General features: G+C 65.7%; 23 protein-coding genes. 6 read left to right on the top strand and 17 right to left on the bottom strand.

Annotated elements, in window-relative coordinates:
* Positions 1-37: 37 nt before the first annotated feature.
* Together CH266_RS20165 and CH266_RS20160 are read right to left on the bottom strand one after the other, a co-directional pair.
* Positions 38-703 (bottom strand): TIGR02234 family membrane protein, encoded by a 666-nt coding sequence (locus tag CH266_RS20165; protein WP_027497281.1) that lies wholly within the window; start codon positions 701-703, stop codon positions 38-40.
* A complete protein-coding gene (locus CH266_RS20160; RefSeq protein WP_228139413.1) occupies positions 700-2,256 on the bottom strand; it encodes an anthranilate synthase component I in 1,557 nt (518 codons plus the stop codon). Before CH266_RS20160 ends, CH266_RS20165 begins: the two co-directional genes overlap by 4 nt.
* Before the next feature lie 104 nt (positions 2,257-2,360).
* Here CH266_RS20160 and CH266_RS20155 point away from each other — a divergent pair, with 104 nt between their 5' ends.
* Both CH266_RS20155 and CH266_RS20150 read left to right on the top strand, forming a co-directional pair.
* Positions 2,361-2,822: a peroxiredoxin gene (locus CH266_RS20155; RefSeq protein ID WP_027497283.1), complete on the top strand. Its 462-nt coding sequence runs from the start codon at positions 2,361-2,363 to the stop codon at positions 2,820-2,822.
* A gap of 88 nt (positions 2,823-2,910) precedes the next feature.
* Entirely contained in the window at positions 2,911-3,417 is a 507-nt protein-coding gene (locus tag CH266_RS20150) for a MarR family winged helix-turn-helix transcriptional regulator (RefSeq protein WP_045841353.1), read from the top strand.
* Here the strand turns inward: CH266_RS20150 and hisI are convergent.
* The 12 genes from hisI to CH266_RS20090 form a co-directional block, all read right to left on the bottom strand.
* Positions 3,408-3,761 (bottom strand): phosphoribosyl-AMP cyclohydrolase, encoded by a 354-nt coding sequence (hisI, locus tag CH266_RS20145; protein WP_027497285.1) that lies wholly within the window; start codon positions 3,759-3,761, stop codon positions 3,408-3,410. The two genes, CH266_RS20150 and hisI, sit on opposite strands and share 10 nt — an antisense overlap.
* A 14-nt stretch (positions 3,762-3,775) precedes the next feature.
* Entirely contained in the window at positions 3,776-4,549 is a 774-nt protein-coding gene (gene hisF, locus CH266_RS20140; protein WP_032368072.1) for an imidazole glycerol phosphate synthase subunit HisF, read from the bottom strand.
* Entirely contained in the window at positions 4,546-5,376 is an 831-nt protein-coding gene (locus CH266_RS20135; protein ID WP_027497287.1) for an inositol monophosphatase family protein, read from the bottom strand. The genes hisF and CH266_RS20135 overlap by 4 nt, the downstream gene beginning before the upstream one ends.
* 6 nt (positions 5,377-5,382) lie before the next feature.
* A complete protein-coding gene (gene priA, locus CH266_RS20130) occupies positions 5,383-6,117 on the bottom strand; it encodes a bifunctional 1-(5-phosphoribosyl)-5-((5-phosphoribosylamino)methylideneamino)imidazole-4-carboxamide isomerase/phosphoribosylanthranilate isomerase PriA (protein WP_094716013.1) in 735 nt (244 codons plus the stop codon).
* Positions 6,118-6,200: 83 nt separating this feature from the next.
* Positions 6,201-6,416, bottom strand: a complete 216-nt coding sequence (locus tag CH266_RS20125) for a hypothetical protein (RefSeq protein ID WP_027497289.1) — start codon at positions 6,414-6,416, stop codon at positions 6,201-6,203.
* Entirely contained in the window at positions 6,413-7,042 is a 630-nt protein-coding gene (gene hisH, locus CH266_RS20120; RefSeq protein ID WP_032368073.1) for an imidazole glycerol phosphate synthase subunit HisH, read from the bottom strand. The genes CH266_RS20125 and hisH overlap by 4 nt, the downstream gene beginning before the upstream one ends.
* A gap of 9 nt (positions 7,043-7,051) precedes the next feature.
* Complete coding sequence (locus CH266_RS20115; RefSeq protein WP_094716012.1) at positions 7,052-8,158, bottom strand: MFS transporter; 1,107 nt, start codon at positions 8,156-8,158, stop codon at positions 7,052-7,054.
* Between the two features lie 61 nt (positions 8,159-8,219).
* Positions 8,220-8,843 (bottom strand): imidazoleglycerol-phosphate dehydratase HisB, encoded by a 624-nt coding sequence (hisB, locus tag CH266_RS20110; RefSeq protein WP_027497292.1) that lies wholly within the window; start codon positions 8,841-8,843, stop codon positions 8,220-8,222.
* Positions 8,840-9,970 (bottom strand): histidinol-phosphate transaminase, encoded by a 1,131-nt coding sequence (locus CH266_RS20105; protein WP_094716011.1) that lies wholly within the window; start codon positions 9,968-9,970, stop codon positions 8,840-8,842. The genes hisB and CH266_RS20105 overlap by 4 nt, the downstream gene beginning before the upstream one ends.
* Complete coding sequence (gene hisD / locus CH266_RS20100; protein ID WP_032374524.1) at positions 9,967-11,319, bottom strand: histidinol dehydrogenase; 1,353 nt, start codon at positions 11,317-11,319, stop codon at positions 9,967-9,969. Before hisD ends, CH266_RS20105 begins: the two co-directional genes overlap by 4 nt.
* Positions 11,320-11,408: 89 nt before the next feature.
* Positions 11,409-11,927, bottom strand: coding sequence for a DinB family protein (locus CH266_RS20095; RefSeq protein ID WP_027497295.1), 519 nt, complete (start codon positions 11,925-11,927; stop codon positions 11,409-11,411).
* A gap of 49 nt (positions 11,928-11,976) precedes the next feature.
* Complete coding sequence (locus tag CH266_RS20090; RefSeq protein WP_027497296.1) at positions 11,977-12,444, bottom strand: SRPBCC family protein; 468 nt, start codon at positions 12,442-12,444, stop codon at positions 11,977-11,979.
* Between the two features lie 83 nt (positions 12,445-12,527).
* Between CH266_RS20090 and rhtB the strand changes: the two genes are divergently transcribed.
* The 3 genes from rhtB to CH266_RS20080 are packed head-to-tail and all read left to right on the top strand — an operon-like array spanning position 12,528 to position 13,695.
* On the top strand, positions 12,528-13,154 hold the full coding sequence (rhtB, locus tag CH266_RS20085; RefSeq protein ID WP_027497297.1) for a homoserine/homoserine lactone efflux protein: 627 nt from the start codon (positions 12,528-12,530) through the stop codon (positions 13,152-13,154).
* On the top strand, positions 13,151-13,315 hold the full coding sequence (locus tag CH266_RS25545) for a hypothetical protein (protein WP_169879459.1): 165 nt from the start codon (positions 13,151-13,153) through the stop codon (positions 13,313-13,315). Before rhtB ends, CH266_RS25545 begins: the two co-directional genes overlap by 4 nt.
* Entirely contained in the window at positions 13,312-13,695 is a 384-nt protein-coding gene (locus CH266_RS20080; protein WP_032370323.1) for a YchJ family protein, read from the top strand. Before CH266_RS25545 ends, CH266_RS20080 begins: the two co-directional genes overlap by 4 nt.
* Here the strand turns inward: CH266_RS20080 and CH266_RS20075 are convergent.
* On the bottom strand, positions 13,692-14,108 hold the full coding sequence (locus CH266_RS20075) for a DUF5997 family protein (protein WP_094716010.1): 417 nt from the start codon (positions 14,106-14,108) through the stop codon (positions 13,692-13,694). The genes CH266_RS20080 and CH266_RS20075 overlap by 4 nt on opposite strands.
* Before the next feature lie 78 nt (positions 14,109-14,186).
* Here CH266_RS20075 and CH266_RS20070 point away from each other — a divergent pair, with 78 nt between their 5' ends.
* On the top strand, positions 14,187-15,170 hold the full coding sequence (locus CH266_RS20070; protein ID WP_094716009.1) for a LysR family transcriptional regulator: 984 nt from the start codon (positions 14,187-14,189) through the stop codon (positions 15,168-15,170).
* A gap of 51 nt (positions 15,171-15,221) precedes the next feature.
* Here CH266_RS20070 and CH266_RS20065 read toward each other — a convergent pair whose 3' ends face one another.
* Positions 15,222-15,596, bottom strand: a complete 375-nt coding sequence (locus tag CH266_RS20065) for an RNA-binding S4 domain-containing protein (RefSeq protein ID WP_032368080.1) — start codon at positions 15,594-15,596, stop codon at positions 15,222-15,224.
* Between the two features lie 33 nt (positions 15,597-15,629).
* On the bottom strand, positions 15,630-16,505 hold the full coding sequence (gene nadC / locus CH266_RS20060; RefSeq protein WP_032368081.1) for a carboxylating nicotinate-nucleotide diphosphorylase: 876 nt from the start codon (positions 16,503-16,505) through the stop codon (positions 15,630-15,632).
* Between the last annotated feature and the right edge of the window lies 1 nt (position 16,506).

The following is a 16,506-nucleotide window of genomic DNA, read 5'->3' as shown; positions in this document are numbered from 1 at the left end:
ATCTCATCGAGGTCGGAACCTAGCGTAGAGGGCCGAATCAATCCGACGAACGCCGGGTACCGGACTCGTCGGTAGGGTCTTCACCGGCATCGAGCGCGTCCCACATCATGCGCTCGGTCAGGTCTTCACCCTCGTCCTGTGCACCCACGGCGGACGTGGTTCCAGCGGCCCGGCGAGCCACTTCGTCGCGCCGCACAGCCGGAGCTGCGTACTTGGACGAGAGTACCTGTGGGCCAAAAGATTTCCGAATCGACAGGGCAGCCGCCGCGAACGCACACAGGGCCCCTGCGAGCGTGATCAGCGCGGGCAGTGTCGATGCCGTCGTCATCGTCACCTCGGCACGAGCCGGGAGCTCGGCGAGCGCAGCCGCCTCCGAGTCCGAAGCCCCCGCGGCGAGTAGCCGAACGGCCGGAATCGCCGCAGCGATCGCAACCACCGCGATGAGCAATGCCAGAACCCGAGATGCCCACCCGCGCACCGCGAACGAGGCCGCCACAGCAGCGACAAGCACCAAGGCGAGAGGAGTCGTCGCCGCGGCCCAGGTACTGCCGACGAGATCGTCGGTCCGGCTCTCGCCGAGACCGTCGGAGGACGTCACGCTCACCCACGTCATTCTGGACGCACCCCACAGGCATGCGGCCGCAACCACGAGCAGCACGACAGGCAGAACGGCCGATCCGCGGCCGCCGGAGCGTTCGGTCATCGGCCACCGACCTCACGCAGCGTTTCGGCTGCTGCGACGGCACTCAGCACGGCCATGGCCTTGTTCCTCGCTTCGTCGTCCTCGTACTCCGCTACCGAGTCGGCCACGACTCCGGCACCGGCCTGCACGTACGCCGTGCCGTCCTTGATGAGGGCGGTGCGAATCGAGATTGCGGTATCGGCGTCCCCGGCGAAGTCGAGATAGCCGACGATGCCGCCGTAGATGCCACGCCGCGTCGGCTCGAGCTCGTCGATCAGTTCCATCGCCCGCACCTTGGGTGCACCCGACAGCGTGCCCGCGGGGAAGCACGCCTTGACTGCGTCCAGAGCCCGCTTTCCCTCGGCGAGACGTCCCGTCACCGTCGACACCAGGTGCATGACGTGGCTGTAGCGCTCGATATGGCGGTAGTCGCCCACGCGCACCGTCCCGGGAGCACACACTCGGCCGAGATCGTTGCGACCGAGATCGACGAGCATCAGATGCTCCGCGTTCTCCTTCTCGTCGGCCAGCAGATCCTTCTCGAGCAGCACGTCGTCCTCCTCGGAGGCACCGCGCCAGCGCGTACCGGCGATCGGGTGCGTGGTCGCGAGACCGTCCTTGACCGTCACGAGAGCTTCGGGGCTGGATCCGACGATCGAGAACGCCGTCTCGTCGTTCTCCCCCGGCACGTGCATCAGATACATGTACGGGCTGGGATTCGAGGCCCGCAGCATGCGATAGACGTCGAGAGGAGACGCCTCGGTGTCCATCTCGAAGCGCTGCGAGAGCACCACCTGAAACGCTTCACCGGCCTCGATCTCCTCGACCAGCCGCTCGACATCGGCACCGAATCCCTCCGATGTCCGCTGCCTGCGGAAACGGGGCGCGGACTTGGAGAAGACCGACACCGTCGACGCAGCAGGCTCGGACAGATCCGCGCACATCCGGTCCAGGCGACTCACCGCGTCGTCGTAGGCCCGGTCGACGTGCTCGTCGGTGCCGTTCCAGTTGACCGCGTTCGCGATCAGGGTGATCGATCCTTCGTGATGGTCCACGGCCGCCAGATCGGTGGCCAGCAACATGACCATCTCGGGGATGCCGAGGTCGTCCTGCGCATGTTCGGGCAGCTTCTCGATGCGCCGCACCGAGTCGTATCCGAGATATCCGACCATTCCGCCGGTCAACGGCGGCAGGCCCGGCACGCGCTCGGAATGGAGTAGCTCCAAGGTTCGAGCCAACACGTCGAGGGGGTCACCGCCGCTCGGGACACCTGCGGGCACGTTGCCGCGCCACGCCGCCTCGCCGTCGACCACCGTCAGCGCCGCAGGCGCACCCGCACCGATGAACGACCATCTCGACCACGACCGCCCGTTCTCCGCGGATTCGAGCAAGAACGTTCCGGGTCGGTCGGCGGCAAGCTTGCGGTACGCCGACAACGGAGTTTCGGAGTCGGCGAGCACCTTTCGCGTCACCGGCACCACTCGATGCTCGGCGGCGAGCTGGCGGAACACCTCCCGGGACGTGGTCGAGTCCGCGGCATCGGTGGGTTGGGCGTCGATGGGTGCGGCGTCCATGGATGCGGTCTCGGTGGGGCTCGTGTGGGGAGTCGTCTCGCCGTGCATGACCCCATCCTCCCAGGTTCGGCGGCGACACCCTCGCGCGCGGTAACCTGCCGACCATGAAACCAGGCGAGCTCGTTCCCGATTTTTCCCTGCCGGACCAGACCGGAAAGCTGCGAACGCTGACCGAATTGCTGACCGACGGTCCGATAGTGCTGTTCTTCTACCCGGCTGCATTCACCCCCGGATGCACCGCCGAAGCCTGCCATTTCCGCGATCTCGCAGGCGAATTCGCCGAGGTGGGTGCCACCCGGGTCGGCATCAGCGCCGACGCGGTCGCCAAGCAGGCCGAGTTCGCCGCCGCCAAATCGTTCGACTATCCGTTGCTCTCCGACGAGGACGGTGCCGTCGCGACCGCATTCGGGGTCAAGCGCGGCCTGCTCGCCAAGCTCTCCCCGGTCAAGCGCGCGACGTTCGTCATCGGTACCGACCGCAAGGTCCTCGAGAGTTTCTCCAGTGAGCTGCGATTCGAGGCCCACGCGGACAAGGCGCTGGAATACCTGCGCGCGCACCGCAGCTAGGCCGATTGTTCGACGCGATGCCTCGGGCCCGGGGATGCTCGAGGCATCATGTGCAGAACACAACTGTCTCGATCGAGAGGTACCCGCGATGGACACGTCGGCGACACCGAATGATGCGGTGGATCCCCGCTGGCTCACCGAGAGCCAGCAAGAGGCGTGGCGCGCGCTCGTCGCCCTGGTCACCCGACTGCCCGCAGCATTGGACGCCCAGCTGCAACGCGATTCGCAGTTGACCCACTTCGATTACTTCGTCCTCGCGGTCGTCAGCGAGAATCCACAGCGACGAATTCAACTGCGCGATCTCGCGGAGTACGCCAACGCGTCACTGTCACGTCTGTCGCACGTGGTCACCAAGCTCGAGAAAGCGGGATGGGTTCGCCGCGAGAGTATTCCGGGGAGCCGCGGTTCCTATGCGGTGCTGACCGACGCCGGCATGGAAAAGGTCGTGGCATCGGCGCCAGGACACGTCGAGACAGTGCAGGCTCTGATATTCGACGGATTGTCCGACGCGGAGGTGGGTCGACTGTCGACTCTGAGCACGACGCTACTCACTCAGCTGGACAAGGGAATTGCCGCAGGAACCGGTCACGCCTGAGCCGCGGGCCCCAACAGCACGTCGGAGTCGAAGCAGGTGTGGGTGCCGGTGTGGCATGCCGCGCCGATCTGGTCGACGACCAACAGCACTGTGTCCCCGTCACAATCGAGCCGCACCTCGTGCACGTACTGCGTGTGCCCCGAGGTCTCGCCCTTGACCCAGTACTGCTGCCTGGACCTGGAGTAGTAGGTGCCCTTGCGCGTCGCGAGCGTGCGCGACAACGCTTCGTCGTCCATCCAGGCAACCATCAGTACCTGGCCGGTCGAGCGCTCCTGCACCACAGCACTGAACAGCCCGGCCTCGTTTCGCTTGAGCCGGGCGGACAGCGTCGGGTCGAGAGTCATCGAAAACCTCTTCGCTAGCGGACGACGATGCGCGCGGCACGCATCGATTCTTTGACCTGGCCGATGGTGAGGTCCCCGAAGTGGAACACGCTTGCGGCGAGGACGGCGTCGGCTCCGGCGTGGACGGCCGGCGCGAAATGTTCGACGCGCCCTGCTCCTCCGCTGGCGATGACGGGAACGTGCACGGCGGACCGGACCGCCGCGATCATCGGCAGGTCGAATCCGGCCTTCGTGCCGTCGGCATCCATCGAATTGAGAAGGATCTCACCGACTCCCAGTTCGGCACCGCGTACTGCCCATTCGACGGCGTCGATACCGGTTCCACGCTTGCCGCCGTGGGTGGTGACTTCCCAGCCCGACGGGGTGTCCTGCTGTCCCTGCGGAACGGTCCGTGCATCGACCGACAGGACGATGCACTGAGACCCGAATCGCTCACTGAGCTCGCGCAGCAACTCCGGCCGAGCGATGGCCGCGGTGTTGACGCTGACCTTGTCGGCACCGGCCCGCAGCAGTAGGTCGACGTCGGCAACAGTGCGCACTCCCCCACCGACGGTCAGGGGAATGAACACCTGCTCGGCGGTGCGGCTGACGACGTCGAGCATGGTTCCTCGATCGGATGTGGACGCCGTGACGTCCAGGAACGTCAGTTCGTCGGCTCCCTGTGCGTCGTACGCTGCCGCGAGCTCGACGGGATCGCCTGCGTCGCGGAGGTTTTCGAAGTTGACGCCCTTGACGACACGTCCGGCGTCGACATCGAGGCACGGGATCACTCTGACCGCAACGCTCATCGCACCGGTCCTTCCAGATAGTCGCCGGGTGCACCGAGTTCGGTGATCACCTTCAGCAGTTCGCCGTGTACTCCGGGGCCGGCCGCGAGCACCGACTTCGAATCGATGGTCCACGGTCGGCCATCGAGATCGGTGACGATTCCGCCCGCAGCACGAACCAGCAGGGCCCCGGCAGCGTTGTCCCAGGCGCGGTATCCGAAGACCACCGCACCGCCCAGTACGCCGCTGGCGGTGTACGCCAGATCGACTCCGGTGGCACCGTGCATGCGCAGCCGCGAGGAGTGCATCGACAACTCTTCGAGAATGCGAAACCGGAAGCGGCCGGGGATGGATCCACGGCTGGCAACGTTGAACGCACCGAACCCGATCATCGACTCCCGCAACGACTTCGGTTGCAGTGCGGGTAGCGGTGCCCCGTTCAGAAGCAACGGGCCGTCTGCCACGGCAGAGAATCGCTGATTCACCAGCGGTAGCCACGTGAGCCCGAGGACCGGCACGCCGTCGTCGAGCAACGCCAACAACGTTCCGGCAGAAGGCAATCCGGACGAGTAGTTGAATGTGCCGTCGATCGGGTCGAGTACCCATACGAGACCGGAGTTCAGATCGGGACCGCCGAACTCTTCACCGTGAACGGCGATTCCGGTGGCGTCGTACAGTTCCGCGCCCAGACGACGCTCGAGTTCGAGATCCACCGCGGTGGCGAAGTCGTCGGGGCCCTTCTGCACGGCACTCGGTGCGCCGACGCCCGCGAGGAACCGATCATGGATGCCGTCGAGCAAACCACCGGCGATCTCGAGCAGACGACTCGGTTCCTCGGGAAGGGTCATTCGTCGTTACCGAGACACTGCCGCGAGGGCATCGGGCAGTGTGAAACGCCCGGCGTACAAGGCTTTTCCGACGATGGATCCCTCCACGCCACGGTCGACCAGTCCGGCGATCGCTTCGAGGTCGGCGATCGTCGACACGCCGCCGGACGCGATGACCGGCTTGCCGGTCCTGTCGCACACGTCTGCGAGAAGTTCGAGGTTCGGGCCGGTCAGGGTGCCGTCCTTCGTGACGTCGGTGACGACGTACCGCGAGCAGCCGTCGCGTTCGAGCCGCTCGAGTACCTCCCACAGGCCACCGCCGTCGCTGACCCAACCGCGGCCACGCAGACGTGGCGCGCCGTCCACCATCAGCACGTCGAGGCCGACCGCGACACGATCGCCGAATTCGCCGATCGCACGAGCGCACCACTCGGGGTCTTCCAGAGCCGCCGTACCCAGGTTGACGCGTGCGCATCCGGTTGCGAGGGCGGCGCGCAGGGAATCGTCGTCGCGAATTCCGCCCGAGAGCTCGACCTTCACATCGAGCTCACCGACCACCGAGGCCAACAGTTCACGGTTGGACCCGCGCCCGAACGCGGCATCGAGATCCACCAGATGGACCCACTCGGCACCGTCGTTCTGCCACGCCAGGGCGGCATCACGGGGCGAACCGTACTTCGTTTCGCTACCGGCTTCCCCTTGAACGAGACGGACAGCTTCGCCGCCTGCGACATCGACAGCAGGCAATAAGACCAGGCTCACGTGCGGTTATGCTACGGGCCGACTCGCGTCGAATTCAAAACGGGTCAGCACTGCCTGGATCCGCAGGCCGCCGGGACGGCCCGTCAGCTGTCGGGACCGAGTTCCTTGCGCGTCATGCGCGTGGACACGACCCCCATGGCCGTGATCGCCCCGACAACTCCGGCCAACGCGATGAGCAGAGCAACGCCGGCGGTGGGCTGCCACACAGCGATCGACACGGTCGCGAGGGCGAGTACCGCAACTGCCGCCCCGAGCGCTCGAAACGCCAACCGGCCGAGCGAGAACTCGCGTTCGCTCACACCGATCGAACCCAGTTCTCGAGCAACGCGGCACCGGCGTCGCCGGACTTCTCCGGGTGGAACTGCGTGGCCGAGAGCGCGCCGTTCTCCACTGCAGCGAGGAAGCGGCCACCGTGATCGGCCCACGTGAGCAACGGCGCGGCGATGGTCTCGCTCGGTTCGAGCTCCCACTGCTGCGCGGCGTAGGAATGGACGAAATAGAACCGTGTCTCGCGGTCGATGCCGTCGAACAGCACGCTGTTCTCCGGAGCCTCGACGGTGTTCCAACCCATGTGCGGGAGCACTTCGGCCTGCAGGCGTTCGACGGTGCCCGGCCATTCGCCGCACCCGTCCGCCTCGACGCCGAACTCGACACCGCGATCGAAGAGGATCTGCATGCCGACGCAGATTCCCAGTACCGGGCGGCCACCCGCGAGACGACGCCCGATGATGCGCTCACCTCGAACGGCCGTCAGACCCTCCATACAGGCGGCGAATGCACCGACCCCGGGAACCACCAGCGCTTCTGCATTCAGGGCTTCGTCGAAGTCGGAGGTCACCGTCACGTCGGCACCGACGCGGGCCAACGCCCTTTTCGCCGAGTGCAGATTGCCCGAGCCGTAGTCGAGCAACACCACAGAAGTCATGGAACGAGTCTATCGGGGACGTGGACGCGCGATCAGTGCCACCGCCGCGACAACGGCAACGGTGGCTGCACCTGCAGTGAACGCGGCGGTGTAGCCCACACTCGTCGCGATCACACCGAGGGCGAGCGCCCCTGCGCCGGTACCGGCATCGAAGCTGATGTTCCACACGGCACTGGCGCTGCTGTACCGCGCGGGCCCCGCCGCGTCGAAGGCCATCACCAGACTGTCGTTCTGGCATGCGCCGTAACCGATTCCGAACAACACCGCGGCAACGAAGAACAGTGCGGCAGGCATGGCACCTGCGGCGGCGACGGCGAACAAACCGACGCCCAGGGCCGCGGAGATGAGCGCAGGCACCACCGACCGGCCGATTCCGATGCGATCGGCGACCGAGCCGGCGGCATATCGACCGACCAACATCGCGGCACTGACCACGGCAAGGGCCACGCCGATCATCGCGGCTCGCTCGGATTCGGCGATCGGCAGCAGACTGGTGATGCCGCCGTACGACGCCGACACCGACGCAACGACGAAGCACGGCACCAGGAATCGCCGGGCGTCGAGGCGGACCCGGTCGACCCGAGCCGGTTGCGGTGCAGGCCGGGTCGGCGGCAACAGAGCCACCCCGATCAAGCCCGCAGCGGGAACCAGAGCCCCCAGTACGAACACCGCCGTCGGGCTGGCCGCGAAGATCACCAGGCCCAGCGGCAACGTCACCATCTGCGACAGCGCGACCGCGATCCCCTGTGCTCCCGTCGCGCGGCCGAGCAAGTGGGTCGGTGCCAACTCGGCGACGATGGCGGCCCCGGCGACCGTCAACATTCCGAAACCGGTGCCCCGCAGCGCCGACACGGCGAGTGCCGGTACGGCCTGCACCGACACGATGAACAGCAACGCGGGAACACCCAGAAGCAGGCAACCGGCCGCGAGCACGGGCCGATGGCCGACGCGAACCAGCATCGAGGGAACGAACAGTTGGGTGATGACCGTGGTGGCCATGAAGATCGCGGTGCTGGCTGCCGCCACCGCGTCGGACGAACCCGATTGCGACACCGCGAGCGGAACCACCGGGAGCAACAGGCCCCAGCCGCCGAACGCGGCCGCACCCATGGCCATCGCGGCCGGGAGGCCACGAATCGAACTCAGACCACTCAACGCACGAGCACCGCTCGACCGATCACAGACTGCCCTTGGTGGAGAGAATTCCGGTGACCCGAGGGTCGTATTCGGTGGCCTGACGCAGCGCCCGAGCGACGGCCTTGAACTCCGCCTCGGTGATGTGGTGCTGGTCGCGGCCGTAGATGACGCGGACATGCAACGCGATCCGAGCGTTGGACGCCAAGGTCTCGAACACGTGCTTGTTGATCACGGTCGAGTACGGAACACCCGGGTAGCCGCCGATCACCGAGTGCACCATGTAGTCCGGCTCGCCGGTGTGCACGCAGTAGGGACGGCCGGACACGTCGACCGCCGCATGCACGAGTGTCTCGTCCATCGGAATGAACGAGTCGCCGAAGCGGGTGATGCCGGACTTGTCGCCGAGGGCTTGTCCCAGCGCTTGCCCGAGCACGATCGCAGTGTCCTCGACCGTGTGATGCGCCTCGATCTCGATGTCGCCCTTGGCCCGCACGGTGAGATCGAAGCGGGCATGGGTGCCGAGGGCAGTGAGCATGTGGTCGTAGAACGGCACGCCGGTGGAGATGTCGACGATGCCGGTGCCGTCGAGGTTGAGCTCGACGGAGATGTCGGATTCCTTGGTAGTGCGCTCGATCTTGGCGATGCGGGGAGCGGGTGTGGTCACTGCAGTGCCTCTGCTCTTTCGGTCGATGCGAGTTCCGAGCTGACGGTGAGGAATCGGTCGTTCTCGTGAGCGAGTCCGATGGTGACACGCAGATACCCGGGGATACCGACGTCGCGAATGAGGACGCCGTCGTCGAGATATCGCTGCCACGTCCGGGCGGCATCGGCGAATCGGCCGAAGAGCAGGAAGTTGGCGTCGGACGGCACCACGTCGTACCCCTGGGCGACGAGCGTGTCGGCAACGCGATCGCGTTCGGCCGACAAGGCGGCCACGCTCGCCAGGGTGTCGTCGGCGTGCCGCAACGCGGCCCGAGCAGCAGCTTGCGTGACCACCGAGAGGTGATAGGGCAAACGCACCAACAGCATTGCGTCGATCACGGCCGGGGCCGCAACGAGGTATCCCAGCCGTCCGCCGGCGAACGCGAATGCCTTGCTCATGGTCCGACTGACGACGATCTTGCTGGGGTAGCGCTCGATCAATCCGATTGCGCTTGCCGCCGAGGAGAATTCGGCGTACGCCTCGTCGACCACAACGATTCCCGGTGCAGCGTCGAGGATTCGACGCAGATCTGCCTCGTCGATGCTGTGCCCGGTCGGATTGTTGGGGCTGGTCACGAACACGACGTCCGGCTTACGCTCCTCGATCGCCTGCACTGCGTAGTCGACGTCGAGAGTGAAATCCGCCCGACGCTGCGCCGGAATCCACTCGGTCTGAGTCCCCGACGAAATGATCGGGTGCATCGAGTACGACGGCACGAAACCCAGCGCGGTACGGTCCGGCCCACCGAAGGCCTGGAGGAGTTGCTGCAGAATCTCGTTGGAGCCGTTGGCCGCCCACACGTTGGCAGTGTCGACCGCAAAGCCAGTCTGCCCGGTGAGATAACGCGCCAGGTCGGCTCGCAAGTCGTCTGCGTCGCGATCCGGATACCGGTGCAGCTGCGCCGCGGCGATGCGCACCGATTCGGCAACGTCGTCGATCAGTGCCTGCGTCGGCGGGTGTGGATTCTCGTTGGTGTTCAACTGAACCGGCACGGTGAGCTGCGGCGCGCCGTACGGCGACTTGCCGATCAGCGCCTCGCGCAACGGCAGATCGTCGAGCGAAATTGATTGCCCCAGAGCATCACTCATGATGTACCACCGGTACGCAACCCCTCGAAACGCAGCCGAACGGCCTCACCGTGAGCCGGGAGATCTTCGGCGTTGGCCAGCGCAATGACGTGCGCAGCAACATCTTTCAGTGCGGCCTCGCTGTAGTCCACCACGTGGATCCCCCGCAGGAACGTCTGCACACTCAGGCCGGACGAATGCCGAGCGCACCCGGCCGTCGGCAGTACGTGATTCGACCCGGCGCAGTAATCACCGAGGCTCACTGGAGACCACGCCCCCACGAATACAGCGCCGGCGCTGCGCACGCGAGCGGCGACGTCGGACGCGTCCTTCGTCTGAATCTCCAGGTGTTCGGCCGCGTAGGCGTTGACCACGGCCAGGCCCTGTGTGACGTCGTCGACCAGAACGATTCCGGACTGGCTGCCGCTCAGCGCCGTGGTGACGCGTTCCGCGTGCCGGGTGGACGCCATCTGCGCATTGACAGCTTCGTCGACGGCATCGGCGAGCTCGAGGCTGTCGGTCACCAGCACACTCGCGGCCATCACGTCGTGCTCGGCTTGACTGATCAGGTCTGCTGCGACGTGCAGCGGATCCGCGGTGCCGTCGGCGAGAATCGCGATCTCGGTAGGGCCTGCCTCGGAGTCGATTCCGATGAGCGAACGACACAGTCGCTTGGCCGCCGTGACGTAGATGTTGCCCGGGCCGGTGATCAGATCGACCGGTGCCAGTTCTTCGCCGTCGGTGTCGACACCGCCGTACGTGAGCAGAGCGATGCCCTGACCGCCGCCGACGGCCCAGACCTCGTCGACTCCGAGGAGCTGCGCGGCCGCCAGGATCGTCGGGTGGGGTAATCCACCGAAGTTCTTCTGCGGCGGCGACGCCACCACCAGCGAACCGACGCCAGCGATCTGGGCAGGCACCACGTTCATCACGACCGACGACGGGTACACAGCGTTGCCACCGGGCACGTAGAGACCCACGCGATCGACCGGAATCCAGCGCTCGGTCACCGTGCCGCCGGGCACGACCTGGGTGGTGTGGTCGGTGCGGCGTTGATCCGAGTGCACCAGGCGGGTTCGCTCGATCGCGACCTCGAGGGCGGCCCGGACGGCCGGGTCCAGCTCGTCGAGAGCTCGAACCAATTCCTGCTGCGGAACCCGAACGCGGTCCGGTCGGACTCCGTCGAACTTCTCGCTGAACTCGAGGGCCGCGTCGGCCCCACGGTCCTTGACTGCGTCGACGACGGGACGAACCTGATGCAGCACCGAATCGACATCCACTCCGCCTCGGGGAAGAGCGCCGCGTAGTTCGGCAGTGGATGGAGTTCGTCCGCGTAGATCGACGCGGGCGAGCTCGATGCGGGCAGGCATAGTGGGCCCCTTCGTGGAGTCGGTTCGGTGCCGGGGTTCGGTCGAATCAGTGTTGTCCGAACCACCAGGATAGTTCCACCGAATTCGGCTCAGCCCCGCACGTCCCACAGATGGTGGATGGGATCGTGAATGTAGTAGGCCGCCAGAGTTTCGACGGTGAAGTGGGAACCGTCGCTGCGTCGCCCTCTGCGATCACGGTCTTCCGGCGGCACAGCCGAGAAGGCGTCGGCCAACGCATGTGCCGCTTCCCCGAGTTCCGACGCCACCGTCGCCGGATTCTGCGCGTTGTAGTTCTCGGCCACGGCCGTGGCGTCCTGGTCCCAGTTGTCGAACTCGGGATCGTCCTCGGTCAGCACCAGCGCCAACCGAGTGCGGAATATGCGGTGTGCATCCCGAACATGTGCGCTGTATTCGAGCGCCGACCATGTCGAATCGTCGGGACGCACTGCCGCGTCCTCGCGACGGAGCACTGCGATCCACCGATCCACGTCAGCGCGGATCAACGCGGGTACGGCGTCGTATTCGACGGAGCTCGAGTCGAACCCGCAGTCGGGGCAGGCACTGTCGAGGACCCACGTCCAGTTCTTGGTATCGGGTTCGATCGGCATGCGGGTCACTGTAGAGCAGGGCCCGTACCGCCACGGGCTGTCCGAGAGGTCAGGCGTAACGAGCAGCCAGATTGTGCAGTGTGCTCGTGATGCCCTGCGCATTCTTCTGCGGCATCTTGAACAACTCGAGCATTTTCGGAACCTTGGCGGTGCCGTAGACGAAGCTCTCGGTGACAGTGGTCAGGCCCGGCTGCTTCTCCTCGAATTCCCAGCGCCAGCTGTGGCCCATCGGGTGCTGCCACTCGATGATCTTGTGTCGATCCGCATCCACGAATTCGGTCACGGTGCTGGTGATCTTGTACGGCACGCCGTACTGCTTCATGCCGACGGAGAATTTCGCGCCGCTGCTCAGCCTCTCGGGTCCACGGACGGTGTCCTTGACTGTGCCGGATCCGTCCAGCTCGCCGTGCCGGGTGGGATCGGCCACGATGTCGAACAGTTCGGCTGCCGGTGCCCGAACCTCGGTCTGTCTCGTGACCTGCTGGGGACCGCTGTCGATGGTTCTGATGTCTGCCATCTGCAGCGTCTACCCCGCAATGACCGTATCGACACCCGGCCACCGCGCAGAATGCGAATTGACGGGCGTAGTTCAATGAACACATGTCCTGGTCAGTGTGGCTCGCCTTCCTCGGCGCGAGCATCGTCATCAGTCTGTCTCCCGGAGCCGGAGCCATCGCGTCGATGTCCACAGGTCTGCGCTACGGCCTGCGCCGCGGCTACTGGAACATCTTCGGGCTGCAGATCGGCCTGCTGGTCCAGATCGGCATCGTCGCAGTCGGACTCGGTGCTGTCCTGGCCAATTCGGCCCTGGCCTTCACCGCGATCAAGTGGTTCGGTGTCGCCTATCTGGTCTACCTCGGCATTCGCCAGTGGCGGTCGGCTCCGTCCGAAGTAGCGGACGCCCCCGCGGTGGCGGATCGAGGCACGACGATGCTCGCGCGAGGATTTCTCGTCAACGCGAGCAACCCGAAAGCCGTCGTGTTCATGGTCGCTGTGCTGCCCCAGTTTCTCGACCCAGCGCGGCCGCTGATCACCCAGTATCTCGCCATCGCGGCGACCATGGTCGTCGTCGACATGCTGGTGATGACCGGTTACACCTCTCTGGCATCGCGAGTCCTCCGCATGATGCGGTCCCACCGTCAGCAGAAGACCATGAACCGCACGTTCGCCGGCCTGTTCTTTGCCGCCGCAACATTTCTGGCCACGGTACGAAGGGTGACCCCATGAGGAAATACCGCGTGATCATGAAGAATGCGCTCGGCGGAGATCCGATTCCGTTGGGGCTGTTCGACACTCTGCTCGAAGCCAACACCTGGATTCAGGACGTGGGTAAGCGGGACGAGCACGAACTCGGCACGTACACAGTCGAAGTGGAGGTCGACGAGTGAGTACACGGTGTCCGTGTTCGAGCGGCGACACGTTCGATGCGTGTTGCGAGCCGTACCTGACGGGCCCCGTCGATGCACCGACGGCGGAGAAGCTGATGCGCTCGCGCTTCACCGCGTTTGCCGTCGGCGACGTCGCCTACCTGCGGACGTCCTGGCATCCCGACACCGCTCCGGCTGAGCTGGAGTTGGACCCCGACCAACGGTGGTATCGGCTCGACGTCCTCGCTGCCGACGCAGGCGGACTTTTCGACGAGACCGGCACCGTGCAGTTCGAGGCACGGTACAAGCATCCCGACGGTGCCGGCACGATGTCGGAGATCAGCCGATTCGTACGGGTCGACGGCCGGTGGCGATACCTCGACGGAGTCGTCGCTCCCTAGAGGTTGCGTAGTTTCGTGGGCCGATTGCCCGCGGTGCGACGCGCTTCCTGCTTCTCCTTGATGCGCTCGGCATCCTTGCGAACCTGGATCTGAGTCCGACGCTCGCGTACCAGCCACTGCGGTGGGCTGGCGATCAGGTCCTCGATCTCCACACTGGTCAACGCTTCGGTGACTCCGCCGCGTGCCAATCCGGCGATGGACACGTCGAGCTTCTTCGCGATCACGTCGCGGGGGAAGGGTCCGTCGGTCTGCAAGTCGGTCAGCCACTGCGGCGGATCACTACGCAGGGCGTCCAGGTCGGATCTGCTGATCATCGAGTTCTGGAACTCTTCCGGCGCTGCGGGTAGATAGATGCCGAGCTTGTTCGCCGCGGTCAATGGCTTCATGGTCTGCTGTTTGTTCTCCGGGCTCACCGGACCAGCTTATCCGGCAATCGGCGGTCCCGACGCCACCGTCCCGCGCTCCGTGCACCGTCCCATAGGCTCGACTCCGTGAACATCGATGTGCAGACACTGCGCTGGTATGCGGCAGTGGCGCAACAACTGCATTTCGCCCGCGCTGCTCAGTCGCTCGGAATCTCCCGAATCCGCCTCAGCAAGACCGTGGTGGAACTCGAAGAGTTGCTCGGCGTCGACCTGTTCGTGCCGGGTGCCTCCCCCACCGAACTCACCGCCGACGGACGCGATCTGCTCGAACGCGCGTTGGTCGAGATCGCCGAGGACGATCGGCGTTCGGAGGTTGCACAGGTTGCTGCCGGCGAGCCGCGCAGTTTCACCATCGGATACGCCGAGGGCGTGACGCTGACCAAGTGGACGCGAATCTGGGCCGATCGGTTTCCCGATGTCGCGTTGTCCGTCGTGGCGACGACTCCGAACACGCAGGTGTCTCATCTGCGTGACAGAACAGTCGACGTCAGCTTCGTCAGGCCGCCGATCGACCGTGAGGGTCTGAACGCCATCGGGCTGTATCAGGAAGTTCAGGTCGTGGTGGTGCCCAAAGACCATGCGGTCGCAGCATTCGACTCGGTCACCGCGCTGGACCTCGCCGACGAACACCTGCTCGCCGATCCGGCCTCGGTGCCCGAATGGGCTGCTGTTGCAACAGAACTGAGCACCGGCGATCGTCCCGCACTGCCACCGATGAACAGCACTGCGGAGACTTTCGAATACGTGGCTGCCGGGCTGGGGGTGGCGATCGTCCCGCACTCGGTTGCGCGTTTCAACGCTCGCAAAGATCTCGTGTACCGCCCGGTCACCGACGTCGAGCAGTCACAGATCGCACTGGCCTGGGTGGCGGAGCGGGAAGACGACCGCATCGAAGAATTCATCGGCATCGTGCGGGGCCGGTCGACGCGAAGTTCACGCGGATCGTCGGACGACGCGCCCGTCAAGAAGAAGAAGGCGCAGCCCTCCAAACCGGCTCGACCGGTCGTCAAGACGAAAACGAACGCACGTCGCAGCGGAAAGAGACGCTAGCCGGGCTTCGCCCTCGTGCGCGTTGTGCGCCCCCGGAGGTACGCACAACACTCACGAGGGGCGCAGCCGCAGCCGATCGATGTCACGTCGATCACGCTTGGTCGGACGGCCCGTTCCGCGGTCACGTCGGGGAACCGACGCCAGAACCTCTTTCGGTGGCGGCGGCGGACTGCGATCGATCATGCACTCGGCTACCACCGACGCGCCGACGCGTTTGGTGATGGCACGTACGACGACGACGATCTTCTCCACGCCCTCCACGCGCAGCCGGATCTCGTCGTCCGGCCCGACCCGTTGGCCGGGCTTTGCGGGGGTGCCGTTGACGCGGACATGCCCACCGCGACAGGCTGCGGCAGCGGCAGACCGCGTCTTGAACAGTCGCACCGCCCAGATCCAGCTGTCCAGACGGGCACTCTGCAATTCCATCTTCGAACGTCTTTCTCGAATCGTGAGGCTCGGCTACATGTCCAGGCCGAGGTCGAGCACTGTCACCGAGTGTGTCAGACCGCCCACCGCCAGGAAGTCGACCCCCGTACGCGCGTAATCCCGAGCCACGTCGACGGTCAGTCCACCCGAGGATTCCAACTTGGTGTCCGGCGCGAACTTGTCGCGGCGCTGCACCGCCATCTGCGTCTGCCACAGCGCGAAGTTGTCCAGCAGAACGAGTTCGACGTTCTCGGCGAGCACCTCGTCGAGTTGTTCGAGACTGTCGACCTCTACCTCGCAGGCGATGTTCGGCGCAGCGGCCCGCACGGCTCGCAGGGCAGCGACGACGGAGCCGGCCGCCGCGACGTGGTTGTCCTTGATCAGCGCGGCGTCACCGAGACCCATCCGATGGTTGACCCCGCCGCCCGCCCGTACCGCGTACTTCTGTAGCGATCGCAGTCCGGGCAACGTCTTTCGACTGTCTCGAATGCGACACTCGGTCTCTGCGACCTCGGCGACCCAGCCGGCCGTGGCGGTTGCGATACCCGACAGGTGACAGACGATATTGAGCATGGTGCGCTCGGCGGTGAGCAATCCACGGGTGGGAGCTTCGACCGTCAGAACAGCCTGTCCGGGTTCGACATTCGATCCGTCGGCGGTCCTGTGGCGGATCGAGTACGCGCCCGAACCGATCACCTCGTCGAGAACCAGCAGTCCGACATCGAGGCCCGCGAGGGTGCCGAACTGTCGAGACACCACCGACGCCGTGGCCACGGCGTCCTCGGGAACCGTTGCCATGGTGGTGATATCCGGCCCGTACCGGAGATCCTCGTCGAGCGCGGTGCGGATGAGTGCGAGAACCTCGTCGCGGTCGACTCCCGGGTTCACTTCGTCGGCAGTACCGGTCATG

It is taken from the genome of Rhodococcus sp. 06-1474-1B (genome assembly GCF_002258885.1).
Lineage (GTDB): Bacteria > Actinomycetota > Actinomycetes > Mycobacteriales > Mycobacteriaceae > Rhodococcoides > Rhodococcoides fascians.
This window is presented reverse-complemented; position numbering and strand designations above follow the sequence as displayed.